This window comes from Proteiniphilum saccharofermentans, assembly GCF_900095135.1.
In the GTDB taxonomy this organism is placed as follows: Bacteria; Bacteroidota; Bacteroidia; order Bacteroidales; family Dysgonomonadaceae; genus Proteiniphilum; species Proteiniphilum saccharofermentans.
The window spans coordinates 4,248,978-4,274,952 of record NZ_LT605205.1 but is presented as its reverse complement, the minus strand read 5'-3'; the positions used below and the strand labels follow the sequence as shown (position 1 = coordinate 4,274,952).

General features: G+C 43.9%; 22 protein-coding genes and 1 tRNA gene. 13 read left to right on the top strand and 10 right to left on the bottom strand.

Annotated elements, in window-relative coordinates; genetic code table 11:
• The first annotated feature begins 61 nt into the window (after nt 1-61).
• Nucleotides 62-133, top strand: a tRNA-Arg gene (locus tag PSM36_RS16655).
• Here PSM36_RS16655 and PSM36_RS17925 read toward each other — a convergent pair.
• A complete protein-coding gene (locus PSM36_RS17925; RefSeq protein WP_394333060.1) occupies nt 96-455 on the bottom strand; it encodes a bactofilin family protein in 360 nt (119 codons plus the stop codon). The genes PSM36_RS16655 and PSM36_RS17925 overlap by 38 nt on opposite strands.
• A 73-nt stretch (nt 456-528) precedes the next feature.
• On the bottom strand, nt 529-1,368 hold the full coding sequence (locus PSM36_RS16645; protein ID WP_076931865.1) for a M23 family metallopeptidase: 840 nt from the start codon (nt 1,366-1,368) through the stop codon (nt 529-531).
• 860 nt (nt 1,369-2,228) lie between these two features.
• Between PSM36_RS16645 and PSM36_RS16640 the strand changes: the two genes are divergently transcribed.
• Both PSM36_RS16640 and PSM36_RS16635 read left to right on the top strand, forming a co-directional pair.
• Nucleotides 2,229-2,804, top strand: coding sequence for a DUF4256 domain-containing protein (locus tag PSM36_RS16640; RefSeq protein WP_076931864.1), 576 nt, complete (start codon nt 2,229-2,231; stop codon nt 2,802-2,804).
• Nucleotides 2,805-2,967: 163 nt separating this feature from the next.
• A complete protein-coding gene (locus tag PSM36_RS16635; protein ID WP_019538299.1) occupies nt 2,968-3,762 on the top strand; it encodes a 3-keto-disaccharide hydrolase in 795 nt (264 codons plus the stop codon).
• Nucleotides 3,763-3,906: 144 nt separating this feature from the next.
• Here PSM36_RS16635 and pckA read toward each other — a convergent pair whose 3' ends face one another.
• Nucleotides 3,907-5,499, bottom strand: a complete 1,593-nt coding sequence (gene pckA, locus PSM36_RS16630) for a phosphoenolpyruvate carboxykinase (ATP) (RefSeq protein WP_076932340.1) — start codon at nt 5,497-5,499, stop codon at nt 3,907-3,909.
• Nucleotides 5,500-5,869: 370 nt separating this feature from the next.
• On the opposite strand from pckA, the gene upp reads away from it, so the two are divergent.
• Nucleotides 5,870-6,529, top strand: a complete 660-nt coding sequence (gene upp, locus PSM36_RS16625) for a uracil phosphoribosyltransferase (RefSeq protein WP_076931863.1) — start codon at nt 5,870-5,872, stop codon at nt 6,527-6,529.
• Here the strand turns inward: upp and PSM36_RS16620 are convergent.
• Entirely contained in the window at nt 6,526-7,515 is a 990-nt protein-coding gene (locus PSM36_RS16620) for a glycosyltransferase (protein ID WP_076932339.1), read from the bottom strand. The two genes, upp and PSM36_RS16620, sit on opposite strands and share 4 nt — an antisense overlap.
• Nucleotides 7,516-8,128: 613 nt before the next feature.
• Here PSM36_RS16620 and PSM36_RS16615 point away from each other — a divergent pair.
• Complete coding sequence (locus PSM36_RS16615) at nt 8,129-9,127, top strand: TlpA family protein disulfide reductase (protein WP_161947588.1); 999 nt, start codon at nt 8,129-8,131, stop codon at nt 9,125-9,127.
• 22 nt (nt 9,128-9,149) lie between these two features.
• Nucleotides 9,150-10,688, top strand: coding sequence for a YifB family Mg chelatase-like AAA ATPase (locus PSM36_RS16610; RefSeq protein ID WP_076931861.1), 1,539 nt, complete (start codon nt 9,150-9,152; stop codon nt 10,686-10,688).
• A 14-nt stretch (nt 10,689-10,702) separates the two neighbouring features.
• On the opposite strand, the gene PSM36_RS16605 is transcribed toward PSM36_RS16610, so the two are convergent.
• Complete coding sequence (locus PSM36_RS16605; protein ID WP_232001478.1) at nt 10,703-11,335, bottom strand: M15 family metallopeptidase; 633 nt, start codon at nt 11,333-11,335, stop codon at nt 10,703-10,705.
• Between the two features lie 100 nt (nt 11,336-11,435).
• The gene (locus PSM36_RS16600) at nt 11,436-13,286 is read right to left on the bottom strand and encodes a DNA polymerase III subunit gamma/tau (RefSeq protein WP_076931859.1); all 1,851 of its coding nucleotides are present in this window, start codon (nt 13,284-13,286) and stop codon (nt 11,436-11,438) included.
• Between the two features lie 161 nt (nt 13,287-13,447).
• Here PSM36_RS16600 and PSM36_RS16595 point away from each other — a divergent pair, with 161 nt between their 5' ends.
• Nucleotides 13,448-14,419, top strand: a complete 972-nt coding sequence (locus PSM36_RS16595; protein WP_076931858.1) for a DUF5106 domain-containing protein — start codon at nt 13,448-13,450, stop codon at nt 14,417-14,419.
• A 272-nt stretch (nt 14,420-14,691) separates the two neighbouring features.
• Nucleotides 14,692-15,183: a TlpA family protein disulfide reductase gene (locus PSM36_RS16590; protein ID WP_076931857.1), complete on the top strand. Its 492-nt coding sequence runs from the start codon at nt 14,692-14,694 to the stop codon at nt 15,181-15,183.
• A 134-nt stretch (nt 15,184-15,317) separates the two neighbouring features.
• On the opposite strand, the gene gpmA is transcribed toward PSM36_RS16590, so the two are convergent.
• From gpmA to PSM36_RS16570, 4 genes are all read right to left on the bottom strand, one after another.
• Nucleotides 15,318-16,064, bottom strand: a complete 747-nt coding sequence (gpmA, locus tag PSM36_RS16585; RefSeq protein ID WP_076931856.1) for a 2,3-diphosphoglycerate-dependent phosphoglycerate mutase — start codon at nt 16,062-16,064, stop codon at nt 15,318-15,320.
• Nucleotides 16,065-16,246: 182 nt separating this feature from the next.
• Nucleotides 16,247-17,629: an MATE family efflux transporter gene (locus tag PSM36_RS16580; protein ID WP_076931855.1), complete on the bottom strand. Its 1,383-nt coding sequence runs from the start codon at nt 17,627-17,629 to the stop codon at nt 16,247-16,249.
• Nucleotides 17,630-17,673: 44 nt separating this feature from the next.
• Nucleotides 17,674-18,960 (bottom strand): L-cysteine desulfidase family protein, encoded by a 1,287-nt coding sequence (locus PSM36_RS16575; protein ID WP_076931854.1) that lies wholly within the window; start codon nt 18,958-18,960, stop codon nt 17,674-17,676.
• Between the two features lie 139 nt (nt 18,961-19,099).
• Complete coding sequence (locus tag PSM36_RS16570) at nt 19,100-20,386, bottom strand: DUF2851 family protein (RefSeq protein ID WP_076931853.1); 1,287 nt, start codon at nt 20,384-20,386, stop codon at nt 19,100-19,102.
• Nucleotides 20,387-20,567: 181 nt separating this feature from the next.
• On the opposite strand from PSM36_RS16570, the gene PSM36_RS16565 reads away from it, so the two are divergent.
• From PSM36_RS16565 to PSM36_RS16545, 5 genes are all read left to right on the top strand, one after another.
• Nucleotides 20,568-22,514 (top strand): Ig-like domain-containing protein, encoded by a 1,947-nt coding sequence (locus PSM36_RS16565; protein ID WP_076931852.1) that lies wholly within the window; start codon nt 20,568-20,570, stop codon nt 22,512-22,514.
• Between the two features lie 55 nt (nt 22,515-22,569).
• Complete coding sequence (locus PSM36_RS16560) at nt 22,570-23,415, top strand: DUF3108 domain-containing protein (RefSeq protein WP_083711108.1); 846 nt, start codon at nt 22,570-22,572, stop codon at nt 23,413-23,415.
• Nucleotides 23,416-23,558: 143 nt separating this feature from the next.
• Complete coding sequence (locus PSM36_RS16555) at nt 23,559-24,512, top strand: IS30 family transposase (RefSeq protein ID WP_076931996.1); 954 nt, start codon at nt 23,559-23,561, stop codon at nt 24,510-24,512.
• A 185-nt stretch (nt 24,513-24,697) separates the two neighbouring features.
• The gene (locus PSM36_RS16550; protein WP_076931851.1) at nt 24,698-25,333 is read left to right on the top strand and encodes a redox-sensing transcriptional repressor Rex; all 636 of its coding nucleotides are present in this window, start codon (nt 24,698-24,700) and stop codon (nt 25,331-25,333) included.
• 10 nt (nt 25,334-25,343) lie between these two features.
• The gene (locus PSM36_RS16545; RefSeq protein ID WP_076931850.1) at nt 25,344-25,958 is read left to right on the top strand and encodes a fumarylacetoacetate hydrolase family protein; all 615 of its coding nucleotides are present in this window, start codon (nt 25,344-25,346) and stop codon (nt 25,956-25,958) included.
• The last annotated feature ends 17 nt before the right edge of the window (nt 25,959-25,975 follow it).

The window sequence follows — 25,975 nt, the reverse complement described above, 5'->3', positions numbered from 1 at the left end:
ATCTACGGTTCCTCTTTCTTTTGTAGATAACGGGAAAAATATTATTTTTGCATTTCTATTCGGCTCTGTAGTTCAATGGATAGAATAGCGGTTTCCTAAACCGTAGATCCGGGTTCGATTCCCGGCGGAGCTACTTTTACTTTGCCCTGTTTGGTATCGTCGTGTATTTCGCGTTGTCCGATTTTCAGGGATCCATCGTACTTGCTGCCCATTTCTACTTCCAAAAAATCGGAAACGATATCGCCTTGAACCGATCCGGTAGTTTTTAAAATAAGTTCTTTGCTTTTGATAGAACCTTTGATGTGTCCAAAGATAATGACATTGTCGCTTTCCAAAGAACCTTCCACATTTGCTTTTTCCCCCAGGATGATGCCTTGTTTTGACGATATGTTTCCTTCCACTTTGCCGTCGATCCGGACAATGCCGTCTCCGTGAATATCCCCTTTGAAACTCATATCGTTACCTACTACAGTGGTGATAGGCAGGGAATCCAACTTTGAAACCCCGATATCCTTTTTTCTTTCTTCTTTAGCCATAAATTTCTTCCTCATCATCAATACTTATGTATTTTTTAGGGTTGATTCTCTTCCTGTTATAAATAATTTCATAATGTAAATGTGAGCCCGTACTCCTCCCGGAACTGCCCATCAATCCGATAAATTGTCCGCTCTGCACATAATCACCTTTCTTCACATGGATCTGCCAGAGGTGTGCGTACAGCGTTTGGAGATTTTTATCGTGTTCAATGATCACGCATCTCCCGTATCCGCCTTTATATCCGGCAAAAGTAACTATCCCGCAACCCGTGGTTTTAATGCTGTCTCCCACCTGGCCTTTAAAATCTATGCCGCCATGAAACTCCGTATTTCTTCCTGTGAACGGGTTACGGCGATACCCATATTCTGAAGTTATTTTTCCGTCAAATGGTTTGCCTATCGGTACCGAGTTTAATGTTTCCTCCAACCCCAATACCTGCTTTTGATAAAAATCGGCAAATTCATTGATATTTGTGATGTCAAATTCAGTGCTTATTCCCCCCATATTGTCCATTTTCAACTTTTCCAACCCCCTGTCCTGAAGGAATGAGTTGATGCGATACATCCCCGAATCAATGGACGCAAAAGCGGTGAGAGCCTTGTGAAGATCGATCCGGTTCCGGATATAATTGGCTCTGTCCAGCCTTTCCTTATAAACCCGACTGGTGTTCTGATAGATCAGAAAACCGGAAACCAGGATAAAGGAGATGATAAGCAATGAGAGAAATGCCGCGTATTTCCGCCAGTGGACAATGATGTGGGTGGGTACCTGACGGACTTTGCTTGTCTTCTCCCTGGAATTAACAATTAGAACTGAGGTCTTATGTTTCATTGCTAAACTTTACCAGTTTTAAGTAAATTACGGCAAAACAATCCGGTAAAAATATTTATCTATATTTAAACGTATTGATTATGATCGGATTGTGTTCAACCTTAATACCGTGATTATTTTATTGCACGGTATTAAGGTTATTAAAAAAATTACCTGACAGTCAAACAAAAGTAGCAATAAATATTTGAATAAGATTTTATTTACGATTTTTTAATCGATGTTTTCTATCGATTTTTAAGTTAAACCGTACGATTGTTTCGTAAATTTTTTCGCTCCAACAGGACGCAGAAGAATTACCATACCTTAGCCTGTTCAGGACTAAAAGCTAAATAGATTTAAAACCAGATATTTATAGTATATGGAGAGGTGGTATATAAAAAAATCGATAAGTGATACTTTTGATTAGAAATTTACTTTAATAATGTTATTAAAATAAAAAATAACTCAATTTTTATGTGTGGATTTGAGATGTGTACAACTAAAGCCGAGGTCTTGCGAAACTTGAAAAAATAATAAAATAAAATCGATAAAACGATTAATAATGGAGTATTAAAACTTAATCACCGGCTGAATTGTTTAAATCTGAATGATAGAGTCTCTCAATTACAGTAAGATATCGGTGAGACCTTCAAAAAGACGAATAAAGCTATTTCGTTAAGCAATACGAGCAGAAGACAAACTTGTTTTGACTATGTCGAGTGTAGAAAACAACTAAGTTTACTTGAATATGCCGTTGCGAGAACTATTTTGTTAAGTAAGCGCAAAGTGAATTTATTTACTTTGCCGAACGTAGAATTAACAATCGAGGAGCGAAGGTGACTCAAAATGTCTAATGTAATTGAACAATCAATATAAACTTTATGGGAAATAAGATACAAGATAAGAATGTGTTGCCGGAAGAACAGGCGAACGCGTTGCTGGCTACCTTGCGAAGCCGGTTTGAGAAGAATATGAATCGGCACGAAGGCCTTGACTTTAGCAAGATACAAAGCCGGTTTGAAGAGTATCCGGAAAAGTTGTGGTCACTCAACGAGATGGAGGAGACCGGAGGAGAACCCGATGTGATAGGATATGACAAACAGCTTGACAAGTACATCTTTTGTGATTGTTCGCCTGAAAGTCCTAAAGGCCGAAGGAGTGTATGCTATGATCCCGAGGCGCTGGCATCAAGAAAAGAGCATAAACCCCGGCACAGTGCCATCGGGATGGCTTCCGAGATGGGAATAGCGTTGCTGACAGAGGAGCAGTACCATGCCTTGCAGCGGTTAGGTGAGTTCGATACCAAAACCTCAAGCTGGATCGTGGCGCCTCAGGATGTCAGGAAGTTGGGCGGTGGATTATTTGGGGACCGACGGTATGGACGGGTCTTTATCTATCATAATGGTGCCGAGTCTTATTATGCAGCCAGAGGATTTCGCGGTATTTTAGAGGTGTAAAGTTAAAAAATGATTATCTTTGCTCCTTATTATTCAATGACATTAAACATTTTTTACGCTCGGTAAAACAACTGACGACAAACCGAAGCCAAAAACAAATTTGTTTGAATTTTGGTGAGGTGCGAAGGGAAAAAGAAAATGTTTATTTAAACCGCTCACAATCATGAAGTATAGCAAATTATTCATTTTTTTTAGTGTTATTTCAATTGCATTTCTGGTTTCCTGTAACGGGAAAAGGACGGGCGAAGCTGAATGGGTACAGCTCTTTAACGGTAAAGATATGACCGGATGGACTCTGAAAATTACCGGATATGAAATGGGAGATAATTTTGGAAATACATTCCGGGTAGAAGATGGGATAATTAAAGTGCGCTACGAGGCGTATGATTCATTTGATAACCGCTTCGGACATCTGTTCTACAAAGATCAATTCTCACACTACAGACTCCGTGTGGAATACCGTATTGTAGGTGACCAATGCCCCGGTGCGCCCGGCTGGGCATATAAGAACAGCGGGATTATGATTCATGGACAGACACCTGAATCGATGGACAAAGATCAGGATTTTCCCACTTCCATCGAGGTGCAGTTACTTGGCAGCGATTCCCTGGTGGAGCGTACCAACATGAATGTGTGTACTCCCGGAACCAATATCGTGATGGATGGAAAGTTGACCCTGGATCATTGCATCAACTCATCTACCGATTATTTTTATGGTGAAGAGTGGTTTACCGCAGAAGTAGAGGTGAGGGGCAATGAAGTGATAAGGCATATCATCAATGGCGATACCGTGCTTCAATACTCGCAACCACAATTGGATGAACGGGATGCAACCTATGCCAAATTGGTTGAGCTGAATGGTGGTAACAAAATGCTGAGCGGTGGCACTATCTCCCTGCAGAGCGAAGGACATCCTATCGATTTTCGTAAAGTAGAGATTATGTTGCTGGAGGAATAAATATATACAGCCCTTCCATGGCCTCAACGGTGATGGATTACTGTAAAAATAAAAACCCGCCTCATATCTGCGAAGCGGGTTTTTTATGGATAATGCTCAACGAATTCGTTGTGAAAACTAACCGTTAAGCAAATTTCTAACTTATTAGTCTAATTGCGGTCCTGAAGGGATCAATGCTATGGCAGCATCGTTGTCGCAATATTGCTTGAAGTTTTCGATATACATGGCGGCCAGTTTCTTGGCTTTGGCTTCCCACTCACTCTTGTCGGCGTAAGTATTACGCGGGTCGAGGATGTCAGAAACACCTTCCAGTTTTGCAGGAGCCGTCAGGTTCATGATCGGGATGTGTACCTTTTCTGCATTTTCGATTGAACCGTCGATGATAGCATCGATGATGGCACGAGTATCTTTCAGAGAAATACGTTTTCCTGTTCCGTTCCAACCGGTATTTACCAGATATGCTTTGGCGTTGTGCTGATTCATCTTTTCAACCAACGTTTTTGCATACATAGTGGGATGCAGCGTGAGGAACGCTTCTCCGAAAGCAGGAGAGAATGAAGGCTGCGGCTCGGTGATACCACGCTCGGTACCTGCCAGTTTGGAAGTAAATCCGCAGAGGAAGTGGTACTGTGCCTGGTTGTCGTCGAGGAGAGATACCGGAGGCAATACGCCGAATGCGTCAGCCGACAGGTAGATGATTTTGTTAGCGTGACCGGCACGTGACGGAAGAACGATCTTGCTGATGTGGTAGATAGGATACGAAACGCGGGTGTTCTCAGTAGTAGAACCGTCAGCGAAATCGATATTACCTTCATCATCTACAGTTACGTTTTCCAGAAGTGCATCGCGGCGGATAGCACGCCAGATGTCCGGTTCGTTTTGTTCGCTCAGGTTGATCACTTTTGCATAACAACCACCTTCGTAGTTGAATACTCCATGTTCATCCCATCCATGCTCGTCGTCTCCAATCAGGTAACGTTTCGGGTCGGCAGATAAAGTAGTTTTTCCTGTTCCGGAGAGACCGAAGAAAATAGCTACGTCACCATCTTCGCCTACGTTGGCAGAGCAGTGCATCGAAGCAATTCCTTTCAACGGCAGATAGTAGTTCATCAGGGCGAACATACCTTTTTTCATTTCACCGCCGTACCAGGTACCACCGATCACCTGCATTCTCTGGGTGAGATCGAATAATGTGAAGTTTTCAGAGTTCAAACCTTGCTCCTGCCATTTGTCATTGGTTACTTTTGAACCGTTGAGGCATACGAAATCGGGCTCACCGTAGTTGGCCAGTTCGTAGTGTGACGGACGAATGAACATATTGGTTACGAAGTGGGCCTGCCAGGCAACTTCCATTACGAAGCGTACTTTCATACGGGTATCGGCGTTGGTGCCGCAGAAGGTGTCCACTACATACAGTTTTTTTGCTTTGGAAAGCTGGTTGGCTACCAACCCTTTGCAATAGTTGAATGCTTCCGGGGTGCAAGGACGGTTGATAGTGCCATCCCACCACAGGGTATCTCTTGTGATATCATCTTCTACGATGAATTTATCTTTGGGAGAACGGCCGGTGAATTTACCGGTATAAACGGCAGTAGCGCCGCTCTTCGTTAATTTAGCTCTCTCGAAACCTTCGTTCGCCGGATTCATTTCATCCTGGTAAAGCGTCTCGTAGGAAGGATTATGAACGACTTCAAAATCGCCCGTAATGCCATACTTGCTCAAATCTAAATTTGCCATTTTGATAAAATTAGGGTTTAATATTATGAATGAATAAAACTTGCATGCAGACCAACCTAAAAACTGGCATACAAAAATATACAAATTCTTTCAAACAGGAAAATAATTAAAGAAATTTTTCTTTAATTGGCTGTTTTTTTATCAGCACATCTTTTTTAAAACAAAAAATTCATATCAAAAGTTTAGCTAAGCAGAGAAAATCATTACCTTTGTTTTCCGGAAATCATTACTTCATCCAGTCGGTTGCGGAACTATTCCGTTAAGCCAAGTGAGCAGAGGTTAAGTTTGCTTATGCTATGTCATGGCGGGAATTGGAAGATATTTGTTTTACATCGTGACAAGCTGGAAGAGATAAAACTAATTTATAACAATGGAAGTATACAACTTTTCGGACAGTAATTCTCTACTTAACTCTTTTATCCGTGAAATAAGGGATATTACCATTCAGAACGACCGGCTCCGGTTCCGCCGAAACATAGAACGTATCGGTGAGATTATGGCTTACGAAATCAGTAAAGGATTCCAGTATAAGAAAATTGAGGTAAATACACCGCTTGATGTGGTGGAAGTGAGCATTCCGGATGAGGATGTTGTTATTGCTACTATCCTTAGGGCGGGACTCCCGTTCCATCATGGCATATTGAATTATTTCGACGGGGCGGAAAATGCTTTTGTATCTGCTTACAGAAAATACAAGGAGACAGGCCATCAGTCGTTCGACATCCATATCGAATACATCGCATCGCCCTCGATAGAGGGGAAAACCTTGATCCTGGCCGACCCTATGCTGGCAACAGGAAGTAGTATGGATTTGACCTACAGGGCACTGCTTACCAAAGGAACTCCGGCACAAATCCATATTGCTACGATCATTGCCAGCAGACAGGCAATTGATTATTGCAAGGCCAATTTTCCTGAAGATAAAACAACGATTTGGGCTGCGGCTATCGATCCCGATTTGAATGAGTCTTCCTATATCGTACCGGGTATTGGAGATGCAGGAGATCTCGCTTACGGGCAGAAGATTTAATCATAGAATTTTTTTTCAAAGGCTTTGAATTCACCTTTTTTGAGGATCAGCCGTCTCCATACGGCAGACAGGAATCCCGTGCCATATCCTGTGATTTGAACCCAGGCCGCAATAACACTGTAAAGTGCCACTTCGAACGAGCTGTTTTTTATAAACGAATCGATAAAAACCAACAGGGAGTAAACCAATGGGATAAGCAAAAACGGGGTATACAAAAGTGATAAAAGAAGGCTGAATGTTATCCCTACCACAAAAAGGGAAGGTAACAGATGTACTGCCTTGAGTGAACCCGGGTGAATAAGATGCAGGTTGATACGTGCAATACCTGAATTATATACCTGTTTAAAGAATTGCCTGAAAGTGCTCCTGCGTTTATGATACACGAAAGCGCCGGGAATAAGTGCGGTTTGGAACCCGTTTTTCAGCAGGCGTAAGCTAAGATCGATATCTTCCCCGAATCGCATGGCTCCATAACCGCCTATGGCCTCAAATGCTTTTTGGGATACCCCCAGGTTAAAACTTCTGGGATTGAATTTTTCCATCGACTTTTTCCCGCCGCGGATACCACCTGTCGTAAAAAATGAGGTCATGGAATAATTGATCGCCTTTTGTGTGATGGTAAAAGAGGGCAGTGCCGCATCCGGACCCCCGTAAGCGTCCACCCAATGGTCTTCAAGAAAATGTGAAACGGTTTCGATATAATTCGGCGGAATGATACAATCTGAATCGAAGAAGATAAGGTAATCATACTTTGCACCCGCCGCTCCTGCATTTCTGGTGAGGCCGGGACCTGAATTGGGTTTTTCGAAATAGATGATATCCAGTTTGTCACGGTATTTCTTCACCACGGTATCGCTCTTCCGGGTAGACCCATCCTCAACAACCACTACTTCAAATTGCTTGTCTGTCTGTTTGCAAAGGCTTTCGAGAAGTTCATCCACCTCATCAGGACGATTATAAAGAGGTATGATAATTGAAAAAAACATAAAATTTACCCATTTAATCAGCACAAAGCTAGTTATTTTATTTCATACGACTAAAATTATTTATTTTCAATGGTGTCGTATGGAACTCGCATTTAGTCATGAACTCGGGTGAGAACAGTTATCATGCTCGTTTCATACGATTATTTTATTTTTTATATTTCGGTGTATGGAACCTTTGATATTTAAAATAATCATTCCCTTTGGGTGTCTAATGATTATTTTAAACATGTTGGTTTCATATGATCAAAGCGTTTATTTCTTGTATCAATCATCTTTTTTCATCTTCCCGGCATAAAAGATATGCTGCTTATCCTGGTGATGGATCGGGCTATTTCAGCCTAGAAACAAAAAACTGTTAAATAAATGTGAAAATCATTGAATATTTAAAAAAAAAGAATATCTTTGTCCTTTCCAATAAATATTGTTTTTTTGATATGTTGCGGGAGAAGGAACAAGATATCAATAACGATGGTTAATGAGAGATTGTTATCGTATGGTAAGATTTTGTAAAATAGTTACTTACATACTTGTTTTATATTGCGTCCTATCATGTAAAAATGGAGAGGAGGTTTTAATCAAGGGGGAGATTTCGAATTTAGAAAATCCCTATATCTTGGTTACCTGGCTTTCTGCAGATACACTGGCCATCGATACAATCAATGTAGACACAAAAGGAAAATTCAATTACAGAAACCAAATCGATACGCTTACCACTTTTTCACTCTATCTGAACAATTATGAGAGTGTTGCAGTTGTTTTTGCAGACAAAGGACAATCTTTGAAGGTGAAGGGTGATGCTTTGTTGCCGGATCTTATTGAAGTGACCGGTAATGAGATCAATAACGATCTGACGCTGTTCAAGACGCAAAACCGTGAATTGCTTGCGCAACGGGGGCAGTTGTTGCTTAACCTGAGCAGGGAATCCCACGTTGATACTATCCTCAATAAGCCGATGTCCCGCCATGATGAGATTGCCAGATTGCAATTGCTCAATCATGAATTGATATCACAGGCGGAAGAATTTATCGAGAAAAATCCCGGCAAATTTTCCAGTCTTATCCTCATCAATAATTTTTTTATAAATAGCGATAATCCTCAGGCACTGGAACGGGTATTGGGATATCTGCAGGGAGATGTGACCAATACTCAGTATGCTGCCCGGCTCAGATCCTATTCTGAAAGGATCAACCGCTCGGGCGAAGGTGTGCAGATGCCCTATTTTATACTCAAAGACAAAGAAGGGAATAGTATCTATTCTCACCAATTCAAAGGAAAATATCTGCTGCTTTCTTTTGTTTCTACCGCAGGGATTGAATCGCGTGAGACAATCGATTTGCTGAAAGAGGCATACCGGGAAGTCAATAGGGACAGTGTGGAGTTCCTTACTGTATATATCGATTCCGATATTTATCCCGTGGAATATGTGGAAAATGATTCTATTCCCTGGAGTGTGGTTCCCGAGAAAAGGAGTTGGGGATCGGATATTGTAGACGCGTACAATGTGCAATATATACCATTTAATATTCTGATCGCTCCCGACGGCAATATCAAAGTACGCAATATTCCCGCTCAGGGAGTAGTGAATGCAATCAGAAATTCTACCGAAGATTAAGTGTAAGAAAAGGCTTGGTGACATGCTGGTCAAGTTGTTTGGAGCGGCTGTACAGGGTATCGATGCAACGCTCATTACCATTGAAGTTAACTGTTCGAGAGGGATTAGGTTTATGCTGGTAGGCCTGCCGGATGCCTCTGTGAAAGAAAGCCATGAACGTATCGTATCAGCCGTCGAAGTAAACGGGCTGAAATTTCCACGTCAACAGATCGTTATCAATATGTCTCCTGCGGATATCCGGAAGGAAGGGTCGGCGTATGACCTGCCGCTTGCCGTCGGCATCCTTGCTGCTTCCGGATCGGTTTCCCGTGCCAGATTGGGTGACTATCTGATAATGGGTGAATTGTCGCTCGACGGAACCATTCTTCCTTTGAGGGGAGCGTTACCCATTGCGCTGATGGCAAGGGAGAAAGGTTTCAAAGGGTTTGTCCTGCCGGTGGCGAATGCAAAGGAAGCCGCAGTGGTGGAGGGATTGGATGTTTATGGAGTGAATAATATCCGTGAGGTCGCCGCTTTCTTTAATGGAGAACAGGAGTTATGCCCAACAAAGATCGATCTGCAACGTGAGTTTCTGGAGGGACGCTCTTCTTTCGAACTCGATTTTTCAGATGTGAAGGGGCAGGAAAACGTGAAGCGGGCGTTAGAAGTAGCTGCTGCCGGAGGGCATAACGTGATTCTTATTGGTACTCCGGGTTCGGGAAAGTCGATGATGGCAAAACGAATGTCCTCTATCCTGCCTCCTTTTTCGTTGGAAGAGGCACTGGAGACTACAAAGATACATAGTGTGGCCGGTAAAACTGATCTGGGCAGGTCGCTTATGACCGCCCGTCCCTTTCGCTCTCCTCATCATACCATCAGTGATGTGGCGATGGTGGGTGGAGGGGCATATCCCCAGCCCGGCGAGATAAGTCTGGCGCATAATGGAATTTTATTCCTGGATGAACTGCCTGAATTCAGCAGGAATGTGCTGGAAGTGATGCGACAACCGTTAGAAGATCGTAAGATCACCATCTCCCGTGCCAAATTCACGGTGGACTATCCTGCCGGGTTTATGCTGGTCGCAGCAATGAATCCCTGTCCCTGTGGCTATCATAATCATCCGGATAAGAAGTGTATATGTCCTCCCGGAGCAGTACAGAAATATCTCAATAAGATTTCGGGGCCGCTTCTGGACAGGATCGATATTCAGATAGAAATTGTGCCGGTTCCCTTCGAAAAAATATCCGACCCTGTCCCCGCAGAACAGAGTGCTGATATACGTAAGAGAGTCGTGAGAGCAAGGGAGATACAGTTGCACCGGTTCAAAAACAGAAAAGGAATCTTTTGTAATGCACAGATGAACGGTAGGATGTTACGTGAATATGCTTCTCCCGACCAGAGAGGAATGCAACTGTTAAGGGCAGCAATGGAAAGGCTCAACCTCTCAGCCCGTGCCTACGACCGCATATTGAAGGTGTCCCGTACCATTGCTGATCTCGAGGGGAATGAACAGGTACAGCCATCTCATCTGGCGGAGGCAATTAACTACCGGAATTTAGACAGGGCGAATTGGGCATTGTAAGGTGTCCCACCTTTTCACCTTTTCTCAAAATGATGGTCATCATAGAATCTTGTAAAGGTATGCCCCCATCGGAACCCGAGTTTCCTGAACTCTTCCACTACCGGATGGCCGGGATAGAGGGTACCGTTTACGGTGGTATCCCGTACTGCTCCTTCCGGTTTGTTGGGGCGTTCTTCTCCCTTCCATCGTAAAGGGTTGAAGCGGGGATTGATGTCAATAGCCATTCCTGCCGCATGCTTTGAGTAGGTGATGTCGCGGTAACAGAAACTGTAGCTGTTGTTGTCATCCATCGACAAACTGTCGTTCCAGTTGTATTTCACAATAGGGATTGCCTTTTCGATGACGAACTCCTTGTCGAGCATAAACCTGAAGATCTTCTTGATCTCTTCTTCTATTATTTTGTTGGAAAGTATTTGTCCGCGGTGGATACGCCCGTCGGTAGAGAGATATGTTACATCGAAAAGAGTTAATTGGTCAATAATGCTCCGGGGGGCTTTGGTACCGGAAATAGCCTCTTCAAAGGTGTAGGCAGCATCAATTATTGTGTCATTTCCAACAGGTATTGTCTCAGATGTTTCCACATCATCGTGAAGCCAATAGTGCGAGGTTGTATCGGTAATTTCGGAGGGTAGTCCGGATTTTGTCACCGGGTTTTCGTCACTTGTCGACGCTCGTTTGTCACTTTTATGTTCTGTACATGAATAAAAAACAAAAAATAACCAAAAAAGGGTAAGAGTGGTTTTCATTTTAACTCAGTTCCAGTCCAAACTCGTCGGAAAGTTTTTGCAGTGAAGGATTTTGTTGTACCATCTCATCGAATATCTCACGTGAAGTGAGTGGCTTCTTGATGGCATTTGTCTCCGCGATCCTGATGGTCATGGTGATGTCGTCATTTCTCAATTTTTCCCTCAGGAAAGAGAGAAGGGCAATGCTATGGTCAGTGAGATATTGCTTGTTGAGTTCCGTGTTTACTTCCACTTCGAACAGGGTATCGTTTAGCATCCTGGGATGATAGAGCGTCATTGTATTCTTGAGAAGCTTCTCTTCGTTCAGGCTGTCAGCATAATCTTTCCAGGCATTCACCAGTTCACTTTCGGTGAAAAGGTTTTTACCATTCTGCTGCTGTGCCTCAGATCCTGAGGAAGAGTTTTCCTCTTCTTTTTTGCTGGTGATAGAGGAGAGCGATACACCCATTCCTGAGAGTGAGACTGTTTTCTTTTTCAATGATACGGCAGCTTCGGCAGGCTTACGTATGTTGCTTGCCGCCGGTTTCTGCCCATCATTGTCTGTTCCGGAGATATTTTTTTTCCCGGAATCATTCTCTTTTTCCGAATATGGATTCCCTTGAGTGGTAGTCTCTCTTTCTGTAACCTTTTCTTTTTCTGTAATTTTTTCCGTTTCGGGCGCCTTCTCCTGCCCGGTATCTGTTTGTGCCGGCTTCTCTTTCGATACTATTGGTTCAATAGTTCTTTTTTTTTCTGTTTTCATTCCGGAAGCATCATCCCGATTGGATAGTTGACATAGCCGTATCAGCGATAATTCTAACAAAAGCCGTTTATTTTTGCTAAGCCGGTAGTTCAGGTCACATTCATTTGATATTTCAATAGCTTGGTACAAGAACTGATTGCTGCACTTTTGGGCCATTGTGACATATCGCTCACGGATGGATGCTCCCACCTGGAATAACTGTGCAGTTGCTGCGTCTTTGCATACCAATAAGTCCCGGAAATGGTTGGAGATGCCACTGATGATATATTGTCCTTCAAATCCCCTGTTTAGGATGTCGTTCAATATCAGCAAACATTCCACCACATTCCCGTCGAGAATAGCGTCGGATAATCTGAAATAGTATTCATAATCGAGTACATTCAGATTTTCGATCACAGCTTGATAGGTGATATTCCCACCGGTATAACTTACTGTCTGATCAAAGATGGAAAGTGCGTCACGCATTCCGCCATCTGCTTTCTGGGCGATAATATTCAGTGCTTCGGGTTCAGTTATTACTCCTTCCTGGTCCGCCACATATTGCAGGTGCGCAACCGTATCGGCAATAGTGATACGGTTGAAATCATACACCTGGCAACGGGACAGGATGGTAGGGATAATCTTCTGCTTCTCCGTGGTGGCGAGAATGAAGATAGCGTGCGCCGGCGGTTCTTCCAATGTTTTCAGGAAAGAGTTGAAGGCCGCTTGCGAGAGCATATGCACCTCATCGATGATATATACTTTATATCTTCCTATCTGGGGAGGGACACGTACCTGGTCGATCAGGTTCCGGATATCGTCCACACCATTATTGGAGGCCGCATCCAATTCGTGGATATTATAAGAACGCTGTTCATTGAATGCCACACACGATTCACATTGGTTACACGCCTCATGGTCGGCGGCAGGGTTAAGACAATTAATTGTTTTCGCGAAAATGCGGGCACAAGTAGTCTTCCCGACACCCCGGGGGCCGCTAAACAGGTAGGCATGTGCCAGTTTATTACCGGCAATTGCATTCTTCAAAGTGGTGGTAAGGGCCTCCTGCCCCACAACCGATTTGAATGTAGAGGGTCTGTATTTTCTTGCGGAAACAACAAATGTATCCATAGCTTTATGAACAATAGTAAAGTACAAATGTAGTGAAAATATTCTTAACTTATCTGCCGGTTATTTTCTATCTTTCCCTATTCGGTAAAATGGTATTTTTATCTATATATGCGGTTTTAAGAATAAATTCTTGTAATTTTGGAGTGTAGAACATATGAATAATGAAACATAATCTTTCAATCATAGCTTTGGCCGGGTCGATGTTGATAACCGGTTTCTCCTGTCTGTCGAGTAAAAAAGCGCAGACAGAATCCGTTGAAGAAAAACAGATACCGGTACAAACTGTCGTGCCGGATACGTTTGTCTTGCCACAGATCCCTGAAATCATGAAAGAGCCTGAAGAGAGAGCCGGATATTTAGTAATGCATTACTGGGACAGGTTTGATTTTGCTGACCGAAACCTGATCCGGCGGCCGGAAATTACCGAGCAGGCTTTTGTAGATTATATCAATATCCTGGGGTATGTACCAAAAGAAAATGCTGATGCTTCACTTCGGTATGCATTACAGAAGGCGGAGGCCGACACAATGATGTATGTGCATTTCACTGAGTTGTTCGAGAAATATCTCTACGATCCCAACTCTCCTTTTCGTAATGAGGAGTACTATCTACCCGTATTGCAGGAGGTGGTAAACTCTCCGTTATTAACCGAAGAGAGACGTTCGCGATATGGGTTTCAACAGGAAATGGCTCGGAAAAACCGTGTTGGGGAGAGCGCCAATGATTTTACTTATACGGTCTCATCGGGAGAATCTTTCCGTTTGTATGACCTGAAGAGCGAATATACATTGCTGATGTTTACCAATCCGGGTTGTTCTACCTGTGCGGCAGTGACAGAGCGCCTCAAAGAGTCTAAAGAGTTGAGAGATGCATTGTCTATGAACAGCCCGTCGCGTACTATGATTACCATTCTTGCGCTTTCGCCGGATAATGATTATGCAGAATGGAGTGCACATCTTCCTGAAATGCCTCTGCAATGGATCTATGCATATGATAAAAGCGGGGAAATTATGACGAAAAGATTGTATGATATAAGAGCATTTCCCTCCCTTTACCTGTTGAGTAAGGATAAAAAAGTAATTCTTAAGGACACTTCCATAGAGGCGATTGAGTCTTTCTTTGCTGTTCATTGATGGTGCTGTGTGCAGTTGATACTTATCTTCTTAAATATATATCCTCTCCTGTTTTTATAAGTGTTTGTTTGCAAGTTGGTTATCGTTTTGCAAGAGTTAAAATTAACATTTGAAAGCATTTTTTTTAGCGAAATAGTTTCCTGATAAGAAAAAGTAGCGTACTTTTGCCATCCTAAAAATGAGACTTTTAGCGAAAAGTCATTAAAGTTAATGGATTTAGTTTACTGCGTGAAGCAGTGGCTTTATCTGAGTACTAACCAAACTAAATTTTTATGAAGTACTTAAGCTTTTGCCTTGTATCGGTGATTTCATTCGTGTTGTCATCGGGTTCGGTAAAAACTGATTTACCTTCTTCCGGTTATCATCCCGGCGAGACGATTCCTGATATCGCTTTAACGGATTTGGAAGGTAATTGGCGCAACCTGCACGATTATAAAGGCAAAAAAGTAGTGGTCAGTTTTTGGGCCACTTACCATGCCCAATCCAGAGCGAACAATGTTCAACTCTACAATTATCTTCAAAATAGGGATAGTGATGTTGAATTTGTTTCAGTGGTTTTCGATGAAAATAGAAATGTAGTGGAAAAAACACTGATGTTGGACAGGCTGGAGAATATGTCTCAATTCTATGAGATAAGTGGAACCGGTTCTGAAATCTATAAAAAATTCAGACTGAACGAAAGGTTCCGCAACTACTTAATAGATGAGAACGGAGTAATCATCGCGATGAATATCACTCCCGAAGATTTGAAAACAATCCTTTAAGTTTGATAATGAATTAAAAACGGGTATCGAAATATATTCGGTACCCGTTTTTTCTTTCCCGGTCATCTTCTTTATCCGCCTTCCCCGTTTCCGGTTTTTATTTCGGATAACCTTGCCGGTCTAACTCCGCCTGTTTATTTAGCTTTTCCCTGGTTAGCCACAGCATCCATCAGTTTTTTGATCTCTTCGGGATCACCTAAGAAATAATCTTTCTGCAGATTCATGTCGTCATCGAATTCGAAAACATAGGGAACTGCGGTTGGCAGGTTCAGGCTTACAATATCTTCGTCGGAGATATTTTTCAGGTGTTTGATGATACCGCGGAGGCTGTTGCCGTGAGCAGCTACGATTACCTGGTCGAATTTTTCCATTTCCGGTACAATAGTATTGTTCCAGTAAGGAAGAATGCGCTCTACAGTATCTTTCAACGCTTCGGTGAGCGGAAGGTCCTTTTCGTCAACTCCTTTGTAGCGCGGATCCTGGAATGGTGAGCGTTCGTCTTCCTTATCCAGTGGTGTAGGAGGCACGTCGTAACTACGACGCCAGATAAGTACCTGTTCGTCGCCATACTTTTCTGCCGTCTCAGCCTTGTTCAACCCTTGGAGCATGCCGTAATGCTTTTCATTCAACCGCCAGGTTTTCTCTACCGGGATCCAGTCCAGATCCATCTCATCCAGTACCACATTCAAAGTCTTTACTGCCCTTTTCAGATAGGAAGTATAGGCTTTTTCGAATTGAAAACCCTCTTCTTTCAACAGTTTACCTGCTTTATGCGCTTCTGCAATACCCTTTTCGGAGAGATCCACATCGGTCCATCCGGTAAAGCGATTCTCTTTGTTCCATACGCTCTCGCCGTGGCGAATTAAGACTACTTTCTTCATACTAATTTATATTAATTACTAATTACCAATTACCAATTACCAATTACCAATGAATAGGAGTTAGTCCTATTGCTGGATCTTAAATTTTGAAATCCGGAATCATTCAAATCTTGAAACCTTGAATCTTTTTCGCAAAACTACATAAAATTGGCCTAATTGCAGGCAATCAGGATGTAAATTTATCAAAAAGGTTGCCCCTGTAAGTTTTGTTTATCTTCCTCTTGCATTCTGTTCAGCAGCCGGAGCTGAATAATCAGCAGATAGATCGAGAGGATGGCGGCCAGCGTGTCGGCTACCGGCATAGCGATCCAGATACCGTTCAATCCCCATAAACGGGGAAAGATGATAATAAACGGCACCAGGAATATTAACTGGCGGCTCAGGCTCTGTGTGATCGATTTAGCAGCGTAGCCCAGGCTCTGGAAAAAGCTGGATGCCACAATCTGTATACCCACAAGAGGGAAAGCGGCCACAGTGATCCTGATTCCTTTCTCGGTGATCGACAGCAGCTCCGGGTCGGTTGTGAAAGCCGAGGCGAAAAGGTGTGGAAAGAACTGCCCCACAATAAATGTCAAGGTGGTGATTATCGTAGCCACTTTCAGGGAATAGTAGAGGGTTTCCTTTACCCTTACAAAATTACGGGCACCGTAGTTGTAACCGATGATAGGTTGTGTGCCCTGGTTCAATCCCATGATAATCATCACGAAAATCATGATGACAGTATTGATGATACCATATGCACCGACAGCCATGTCGCCTCCATAACGTAAGAGGGAGGTGTTCAGCAACACCGCCACACCGGAAGCGGCAACCTGCATGCTGAACGGGGATATCCCTATGGAGAGAATGGAGGCAACAATCTTTTTGTTGAACCCTATATTCTTCCAGCGGAGACGGATCAGGTTGTTTCCTCTGGTAAAATGATCCATGACGAACAACATACCGATGAACATAGAGATTACCGTAGCCCAGGCTACCCCCTTTATCCCGAGATTGAACACATAGAGGAAGACAGGCGTCAGAATAATATTCAATATAGCACCGATTAGCATGGTAATCATTGCTTTTTTAGGATAACCCGAGGAACGCATCATCGCGTTGAAGTTGTAACAGAGGCTCACAAATACATTTCCCAACAGGACAATCTGCAGATAGTCGCGTGCATAGGGGATAGTGAGGTCGCTCGCTCCGAATGCCCTTAGGATAGGATCGAGGTAAATCATGATAAGGGTGATAAAGACAAGGTTGAGTATGACCGTGATCAGTAATGAATTGCCGAGTATTTTCTCCGCGGTCAGCTTGTCCTGCTTTCCCAGGCTGATGGAAATACGGGCTGCACCGCCTGCCCCTACCAACATTCCGAGGGAGGCGGTGAGGTTCATCACGGGGAATGTGATGGCGAGGCCTGAAATAGCCAGTGCACCCACTCCCTGCCCGATAAAGATACGTCCGATCACGTTATACATTGCCGTGACCATCGTCCCCACAATACCTGGAAGGGCATAGTCCCATACTAATTTACTGATTTTCTTAGTTTGAAAATCCTGTTCTCTTTTTGACTGCAAAATTTTTCTTTCGATATAATAACCCTGACGGTTTTTCTTCCGTCTTATTTCTTTGTCATAATATCCAGCACCAACTTATCGGTCTCCTGCATACCACTGTTACCAATGCGTGCCAGATTCTCTATAGTGCGGTCGATATCTTCATCGACGATCCCCTCCTGTGAGGTTACCACCTCATTCTCCATAGCTATCACTGCCGACAAGGCAGCGGTCGATACCCCGCTGGCGATTTTCAGGGCACAACCGGGTTTGGCTCCGTCGCAGATCATGCCTGTGATATTTGCGATCATATTTTTGGCCGCATACACGATCTGTTCATAATTCCCGCCCATCAGGTAAGTAATGCCGCAACTCGATCCGGTGGAAGCCACCACACAACCGCACAGGGCGGAGAGTCTGCCTAATTGTTGCTTTATATAGATGATTAGCAGGCTGCTTAGCGTCAACGCGCGGATCAATTGTTCGTCGCTGCACGACTCATTCTCGGCGTAGATAAGGACAGGCATGGTAGCAGCTATCCCTTGATTACCACTGCCGGAATTGCTCATTACCGGTATCAATCCCCCATCCATTCTCATATCACAGGCGCCTGCCGTGGAGATAACCATGCGGGTGTGCAGGTTATCACCGAAAATGTGAAGGCCATTCCTGTTTTTCAGACTCCCGGCGACGTTGTGCCCGTAGTTGTGGAGCATGGCTTCGACTGATGCCTTCCTGTTCATTTGTGCAGCTTCCAGTATGAAAGAGAGTTCCTCTAGGGGCGACTCTACAGCATATTCGTAGACGGTGCGGAAATTAAGTGGCAGGTTGTTTTCAGTTTGATCTTCTTTGCTTGTGGAAGCTGACCTGTCGAGCAACACTTCACCATTTTTTTCTATATAGGAAAAATAGTTGTGGTTACCCGATATGACGGTAACAGCCGATTCACCACCCCCGCTGCAACGGATCCTGATATAGAGTTTATCGGTGATACCCGTTTGCTGGCGGATTTCGATCCTACCTTCTTTTATGAAGCACTTGCCCTGCTCTACTTCCTCTGATGTTACATGTTTTAGTAGCTCAAGCCCTTCTTCCGGTTTGCCAATCAGTGCTCCCAACGCAATAGCGATAGGAAGACCGGTCATTCCTGTCCCCGGGATTCCTACTCCCAATGCATTTTTCAGCACATTGGCGCTTAGGAAAGCCTCAACCTTTTCAACCTTTATTCCGAGGGTGCTGCTCGCTTTAGCTGTGCAAAGAGCCACAGCGACTGGTTCGGTGCAGCCGATGGAAGGAATTATTTCCTGTTGCATAAGCAGGTGTATACGGGTTCTTTTGTCGGTTGATAGCATAAGAAAGTACACAGAATGAACGATGAGGGTGCAAAATTAATCAAAATTCCCCATATTCCCAATGAGTGAGGATGGAAAGGTGCCTGAGTGGCTAGGTGATTAGGAAGTGGTTAGGTGGATGAGTGGACAGAATTCCAAATTAATTTCGGGAGAGCAACTGATGTCCGATCCTGCAGAACAGGCACTTCCGTGTGTCACAATAGACCCTTCGCAGTTGTATAAGGGCTTGCGTCTCAAATGAGTTTCGAGGAATCACTCCCGCGTCAGAGAATTCGGATATGATCACGTTTCTCTCCGGCCCTAATGACTCTAAAAGATGAATAGCTCTGTCGCAATAGCTCTCTGTGGACATTTTTTTACCGTAAGCGAATAATATAGGTACCACAGTGTTAATCAACAGAATCTGCCTCGATGTATTGCCCAATTGTCTATCTGACTCGGGAGACTGTTTTCCGAAAGAATAATGGGTATGCCAATATAGGGAAGGGGATGCCCGGAACAGTGACATCCAGTCATCGGTCTCCTTTTGCTCAAGGACCAAAGAGAACAGCCTGCCTGACGACTGCAGTAAAGCCGCCAGTTGTGCGATACGTATTTCAGGGAATGAATGTGGGCGGACTCTCATTCTTTTGAACAGGTAACCCTCCAGGGGTGTCAATGAATATTTACTTCTCAGGAAACGGTATTCATTCTGCAACTGCAGGAAATAGCCACTCTTACCTTCCCGGTATCCGGACTCCTCCAATAACCCGGCCTGTCCGAACAACAACGCCTCCACCTGAAACAGGCTGTCGCCGTGCCGCCGGATACATTTGAATGGTAACGAAAGTGCGAGTCGTTCAAATGTATCGCTATTCAGTCCGAATCCGAAATTACGCGTAAGCAATACATAGAACACCTCATCCCACGATTGATGAAAACGATCCAGATGAGTAAAGATATCGTTGGTTTTTCTTTCCAACCGCTCAATTGCCAACCGGCCAAGGAATGAGCGGATCAACACCTCCGGAAGTGAAGAAAGATGATCCTTGCATGGAACAGCGCTATGGCTATAAATAAGATAGTCAGCATTTTTTCGTATCTCATCGGGGACAGACAGCTTGCACTGTGGTATTTGTTGCCCTTTCTCATTTTTTATTATCCTGTTCAGACGCTCCGACAGGTGCAGGATCACAGAATTGTAGGTCTTGTCGGTATGATGCCCATGCCGCTCCCATTCATCGGAAGAGCGATGGATCTCTATATCTCCGGCCCAGAGCTCATCACCGATTTTCACCTTGGCATTAAAGAAATCGGGCCCTGCATGCAGATTGTGTATTCCAGGATCAATCACCTCTACCCTTCGCCCATCCATCGTTTCGAGCGAATCGGGGGGATAAAGCCTGAACTTCCATATATAATGTAACAGTTCTTCTTTACAAGGCATAGCAGTCAGGTTTAAAATTCGAAGTTACAACCAATTATCTAAAATTCCAAACTTTTTTATAGCTGGACTGAGGAGAACCCCGGTCCTACTGTCCCATCTCCAATGACAATGTGGTAAAAAATGAAAAAAATGTATGAGACTGCATAAAACATTGTACATTTGTGTCTAATTTAATGAACTAATGGTGCGTAAAATCTTCACATTCCTCTCCTGGTCTTTTTTCATGACGCTGATTGCCGTCTTGTATCATTCCTGTGCGAATATGGCCGCACCTACCGGAGGGGCTTATGACGTGGACCCGCCGGTGGTGAAAAAAGCCACCCCTGCCTTTAACTCATTGAATGCTACCCCGACGAGGATAGTGATTGAGTTCGATGAAAATATTAAAATCGAGAAACCCAGTGAGAAAGTAATTATTACTCCTCCACAGAAGAATATGCCGGTAATCCGTTCGGCAGGGAGAAATGCTATTGTTGAAATCAAAGACACACTGTTGCCCAATACTACTTACACCATCGATTTTACCGATGCAATTGTGGATAATAACGAAGGTAACCCGTTAGAGAATTTTGTCTATTCTTTTTCTACCGGCGACCGGCTTGATACCTTATCGATTGGAGGAAAAGTATTATCAGCTCCGGATCTGGAACCGGTCACAGGTATATATGTAGGTGTTCATTCCAATCATCATGATACGGCTTTTACCCATATACCGTTTGAACGGATTTCCAGGACAGATTCGCGTGGAAACTTCGTTGTAAGGGGGATGGCTCCGGGAAAGTACAGGGTATTTGCACTGAATGACCTGAACAGGGATTATAAATATGATAATCCACAGGAAAGTATTGCCTTTTTGGATTCTATTGTAATACCCTCCACCATATCGGCGGTACGGCAGGATACTATCTTTCAGGACAGTCTCACCATAGATACGATACTTATCGTACAATATACCCGTTTTGTGCCGGATGACCTGCTGTTGCGCTCTTTCCTGTCCGATTTCCAACGCCAGTTCCTGCAAAAGCATGAACGCCCCGAAGCACATAAACTCAACCTTTTTTTCGCCTCGCCGACCGATATGCCGACTTTCTTTTTACTGAAACCGGAGGTAAGGAATAATGATTGGTTTATCGCCGAACGGAGTGCTAAAAATGACACCCTTATGCTTTGGATTACCGACTCCTTGGTCTATAAACAGGATTCATTGAGTATGCAGATCAATTATATACGTACCGACTCAGCCAACAATAATTATATTGCAACAGATACCCTCAATTTCAATATGAGGCGGACGGGCCGGGAGAGAGCCAATACAGAGAAAAAAGAAGGGGAGGAAGAACAGATCACATTTTTGAACATTAATACTAATGTTCAGTCTTCATTCGAGTTGTACAACCCTATCCGGATAGAGTTTGAACAACCTGTTATGGCATTCGACTCTACTTACGTGCAATTATTGACAGAGGTGGATTCCTTATTCGAGGCTATACCTTTTCATCTGGAGTCCGACTCGCTGAATCCGCGCAAGTTCACCCTGCGTCCCCGCTGGAAGCCCGGTGGTAAATACAAAATGCTGATAGACTCTGCCGCCATCACCAGTCATTATGGACTCTGGAACAACAAGTATGAACAATCTTTCACTGTGAAGCCACTGGATCAGTATGGAAACATGGAGATATCCATCACCGGGCTTCCTGAAGATAAGACGGCTTTTGTGGAACTGCTCGATAAGTCGGATAAACCTTTTCGCAGGAGTTATGTCAAAGCGGGTAGGGCAAGATTTCAGGATTTGCCTCCCGGTGAGGTCTATGCGCGCATTGTAATAGATGAAAATGACGATGGTGTATGGACTACCGGAAATTATGAAGAGGGGCGACAACCGGAAGAGGTGTTTTATTATCCCGGTAAATTTGTAATAAGGGCTTTTTCAGATCATTCGGAAGACTGGAATGTGCATGCAACGCCCGTATTCAATCAGAAACCATTGGAGATAACCAAGAATAAGCCGGAAGAGAAAAAGCGGCGGGATCCGAATCGGGAGAGAGAGCAACAGCAGCGGCAAAATCAGCAGAATTCTCCCTTTTCCGGAGGAGGCACAGGTGCGGGAGCTCCTTCCAATATGAGATAGCAACCGGGAGGTATGCATTAGTTATTGCAACTATACACTCCGTAAATTTAAAGTTATGATCAATCAAAAAGCTAGATCTATCCCCGTTTTACTGTTTTTATTGCTAAATGTAATAGGGGTAGATGCACAGTGTAAACTGACCAATACTGCTTTTGCGAGCGGCGAGGATATAAAGTATGATCTCTATTTGAATTTAGGCTTTTTCAATGCACGTGCAGGAAGAGGGTCACTCTCAGTGACCGAAGCAAATTATCGTGGTGAGAATGCTTATAAGATGGTGATGTTATTCAATACCTCCGGCCTGGCAGGGAGCCTATACACTGTAAACGATACACTCACCTCTTTTATTGATAAGGATATACGTCCTTTGTTATTTACCAAGGAAGCGTTTGAGGGAAAAGACTATTCCGTGGAGAGGCAATCTTATACCTATGACGGAGATAAGGTGAAAATACGTGCATTTCGCGTCATGAACGGAAAAGAACAGTTCGATGAAGTGGTCACCACCGAATATTGTACCTATGATTACCTCTCAGTATTGCCCTACATCCGGAATCTCGATTATGCAGACATGAGGCCGGGCGACAGGCACCATATACGTTTCATTGCAGGAAGAAAACCTGTGAATATGTATGTCAATTACCAGGGTATCTCATCGGTAAAAGCGAATAATGGAAAAAATTACGAAGTGATTAATCTCACAATGACTATTCTCGATGATGCCTTTTCTAATCAGAAAGAAGCTTTAAAAGCCTCGCTCACCAATGATGAAAATCGTATCCCGGTGATTATAGACACCACCCTTAGGATTGGTTCAATCAAGGCAGTCTTGCGGGATGTATCGGGAACCAGGCACCCTAAGTTCAACTTAGAAGTGCAACACCCGGGTGTTGTTTTTTGAAATGATTTCTTCAAAACAATCATGAAAAACACCGCGGGGGTTTGCCTAACGGCCGGGGGCGCGAAGCCCCCGAGGAGAGTCAAGCGGCAACATAAAAGAAAAAGGAGACCGAAGTCTCCCTAAAATTAACTATTATGTTGCTTATGAGAAAAAAATACAAACAGTTAACTTCAGAACAAAGGTACGCGATTTATTTAGGTATAAAAAATGGTGACAGCCAGCGAACCATCGCAGAGTCCATAGGGGTCAGTCCTTCAACGGTGTCCAGGGAACTGGGTCGTAACAAGAAGAAACATGGAGGTTACTCCTGGCGCTTGGCTCACGAGATGGCACAAGAGAGAAAGGAGCGTTTGCCCGGGAACAGGGACACCCCGGAGTGGATTAAACAGAAGGTGTTCCGGCTTGTCCGTGATGAATGGTCTCCCAAGCAGATCAGCGGATATTTGGAGAAATACAAGCAAATCCGGGTTTCCCACGAGACCATTTACAAGTGGATCCGGGAGGACAAAATAGCCGGGGGTGACCTTTACACGCATTGCCGCCACAAGCTCAAGCACCGCAAGAGGCCGGTGGGGTCAGTCAAGGGCATCCCCAACCGGAGAAGCATCCGGGAAAGGCCCGTGGAGGCCGACGGGAGCCGGTTCGGTGACTTTGAAATGGACACGATAATAGGAGCCAATCAATCGGAGGTGATCTTGACGGTAACGGAAAGGAAAACGAACCTTGTAATGACCAGGGGACTGCCCCGGGGCAAGGACTCCAAGGAGGTGGCAAAAGTGCTTGCTAACATGCTGCTACCCTACAAGGATATAATAAAGACCATCACCACGGATAACGGCACGGAGTTCGCCGCCCATGAAATGATAACTAAAAGACTGGGAGTCCCCGTATATTTTACAGACCCCTATTCATCGTGGCAAAAAGGAGCGATTGAAAATGCTAATAAACTCATCCGGCAATACATCCCCAAGGGGGCATCATTCAAGGACTATCCCCCGGGGAGATTAAAGCAAATACAGCATAAATTGAACAATCGACCAAGAGAAAAATTAAGCTTCAGCACACCAAAAGTTGAGTTTTACAAACAATTAATGTAAATTGCACTTGCTGCTTGACTCTGCTCACCCATAAAATAAGAAAAAAAATCTGTAATTTATCCAAAAAGAACCTATCTTTGTAAAATACTAAAGATTATCAATATTTTCGTTCAGTAAGAGCAGAAACAAAGCTTGCTTTGGTTATGCCGAGTGTAGAAAATATCTAATGAAATTGAAAAAAAGATATGTCAGATCTGATATATTCCGCAAAAATACCCGAACCGGCTCTCAGGAGGCTTCCCTGGTACTTGTCATATGTGAAACTCCTTAAGAGCCAGGGGGAAACCATTGTCTCCTCTACGCAGATTGCAAAAAAGATAGATGTTTCCGCCTCACAGATTGCCAAAGATCTTTCCTATGTCGATATAAGCGGAAAGACAAGGGTAGGTTATGATATAGACGACCTGATCAATGTGCTGGAGTCGTTCCTTGGATTTACAAATACGCATACGGCAGTAGTTTTTGGAGTGGGAAGCCTGGGTGCCGCCCTGTTGTCGGACTCGGGCCTCGAACAATTCGGGTTGAAAATTATTGCAGGGTATGACGTTAATCCTGCTATTGTTAATCACGCAATACACCATATTCCGGTGTTTCATTCCAATGAATTTATAGAGCGGAACAAAGAGATGAAGGCGGAGATAGGGGTTCTTACCGTGCCGCCCGGAGCTGCCCAGGAGGTGTCAGAATATATGATTCGTGGTGGAGTGAAAGCTATCTGGAATTTTACGCCTTTCCGGATACGTGTACCGGAGGGAACAGTACTTCAAAACACCTCGCTTTACGCCCACCTCGCCGTAATGTTTAACCGGTTGAACGGATAATTCTTAGAGAATGAAAATTTTTGCTGTCGGATTAAACTATGCTTCCCACAATAAAGAGATGGAACGTACGTTTCAGAGTACGGAGCCGGTCATCTTTATGAAGCCGGATACCGCTCTGCTGAAAGATGGCAAACCGTTTTTTCTTCCCGATTTTTCGGATGAGATACATTATGAAACGGAATTGGTGGTAAAGATAAACCGTTTGGGGAAAAATATAGGCGAGCGTTTTGCTTGCCGTTATTACGATCAAATTACCGTAGGTATAGATTTCACCGCAAGGGATTTACAGAGAAAACAGAAAGAGCTGGGTTTGCCGTGGGAGATTGCAAAAGGTTTCGATAATTCGGCTGCTATCGGAAAATTTATCTCTAAAAATGAGGTGTCCGATATCCGGAGCATTGATCTCCGGCTTGAGATCAATGATCAAACCGTCCAACAGGGTAATACGGAGGATATGATCTATTCGGTGGATAAAATTATAGCCTATATCAGCCGATTCTTTACGCTGAAGATAGGGGATCTTATTTTCACCGGTACACCGGCAGGCATCGGCCCGGTAGCGATCGACGACCATCTGCAGGGGTATCTTGACGACCGGAAGTTATTGGATTTCCGGATTAAATGACATCACTCAACCGCCAT

What these genes read in the sequence shown, in the direction of transcription:
- PSM36_RS16560 (WP_083711108.1), top strand. Translation starts at nt 22,570, where the DNA reads ATGATCAATCAAAAAGCTAGATCTATCCCCGTTTTACTGTTTTTATTG.
- PSM36_RS16640 (WP_076931864.1), top strand. Translation starts at nt 2,229, where the DNA reads ATGGGAAATAAGATACAAGATAAGAATGTGTTGCCGGAAGAACAGGCG.
- PSM36_RS16590 (WP_076931857.1), top strand. Translation starts at nt 14,692, where the DNA reads ATGAAGTACTTAAGCTTTTGCCTTGTATCGGTGATTTCATTCGTGTTG.
- PSM36_RS16645 (WP_076931865.1), bottom strand. Translation starts at nt 1,368, where the DNA reads ATGAAACATAAGACCTCAGTTCTAATTGTTAATTCCAGGGAGAAGACA.
- PSM36_RS16550 (WP_076931851.1), top strand. Translation starts at nt 24,698, where the DNA reads ATGTCAGATCTGATATATTCCGCAAAAATACCCGAACCGGCTCTCAGG.
- PSM36_RS16620 (WP_076932339.1), bottom strand. Translation starts at nt 7,515, where the DNA reads ATGTTTTTTTCAATTATCATACCTCTTTATAATCGTCCTGATGAGGTG.
- PSM36_RS16545 (WP_076931850.1), top strand. Translation starts at nt 25,344, where the DNA reads ATGAAAATTTTTGCTGTCGGATTAAACTATGCTTCCCACAATAAAGAG.
- PSM36_RS16600 (WP_076931859.1), bottom strand. Translation starts at nt 13,286, where the DNA reads ATGGATACATTTGTTGTTTCCGCAAGAAAATACAGACCCTCTACATTC.
- PSM36_RS17925 (WP_394333060.1), bottom strand. Translation starts at nt 455, where the DNA reads ATGAGTTTCAAAGGGGATATTCACGGAGACGGCATTGTCCGGATCGAC.
- PSM36_RS16575 (WP_076931854.1), bottom strand. Translation starts at nt 18,960, where the DNA reads ATGCTATCAACCGACAAAAGAACCCGTATACACCTGCTTATGCAACAG.
- PSM36_RS16635 (WP_019538299.1), top strand. Translation starts at nt 2,968, where the DNA reads ATGAAGTATAGCAAATTATTCATTTTTTTTAGTGTTATTTCAATTGCA.
- PSM36_RS16610 (WP_076931861.1), top strand. Translation starts at nt 9,150, where the DNA reads ATGCTGGTCAAGTTGTTTGGAGCGGCTGTACAGGGTATCGATGCAACG.
- PSM36_RS16595 (WP_076931858.1), top strand. Translation starts at nt 13,448, where the DNA reads ATGAAACATAATCTTTCAATCATAGCTTTGGCCGGGTCGATGTTGATA.
- PSM36_RS16565 (WP_076931852.1), top strand. Translation starts at nt 20,568, where the DNA reads ATGGTGCGTAAAATCTTCACATTCCTCTCCTGGTCTTTTTTCATGACG.
- gpmA (WP_076931856.1), bottom strand. Translation starts at nt 16,064, where the DNA reads ATGAAGAAAGTAGTCTTAATTCGCCACGGCGAGAGCGTATGGAACAAA.
- pckA (WP_076932340.1), bottom strand. Translation starts at nt 5,499, where the DNA reads ATGGCAAATTTAGATTTGAGCAAGTATGGCATTACGGGCGATTTTGAA.
- PSM36_RS16570 (WP_076931853.1), bottom strand. Translation starts at nt 20,386, where the DNA reads ATGCCTTGTAAAGAAGAACTGTTACATTATATATGGAAGTTCAGGCTT.
- upp (WP_076931863.1), top strand. Translation starts at nt 5,870, where the DNA reads ATGGAAGTATACAACTTTTCGGACAGTAATTCTCTACTTAACTCTTTT.
- PSM36_RS16555 (WP_076931996.1), top strand. Translation starts at nt 23,559, where the DNA reads ATGAGAAAAAAATACAAACAGTTAACTTCAGAACAAAGGTACGCGATT.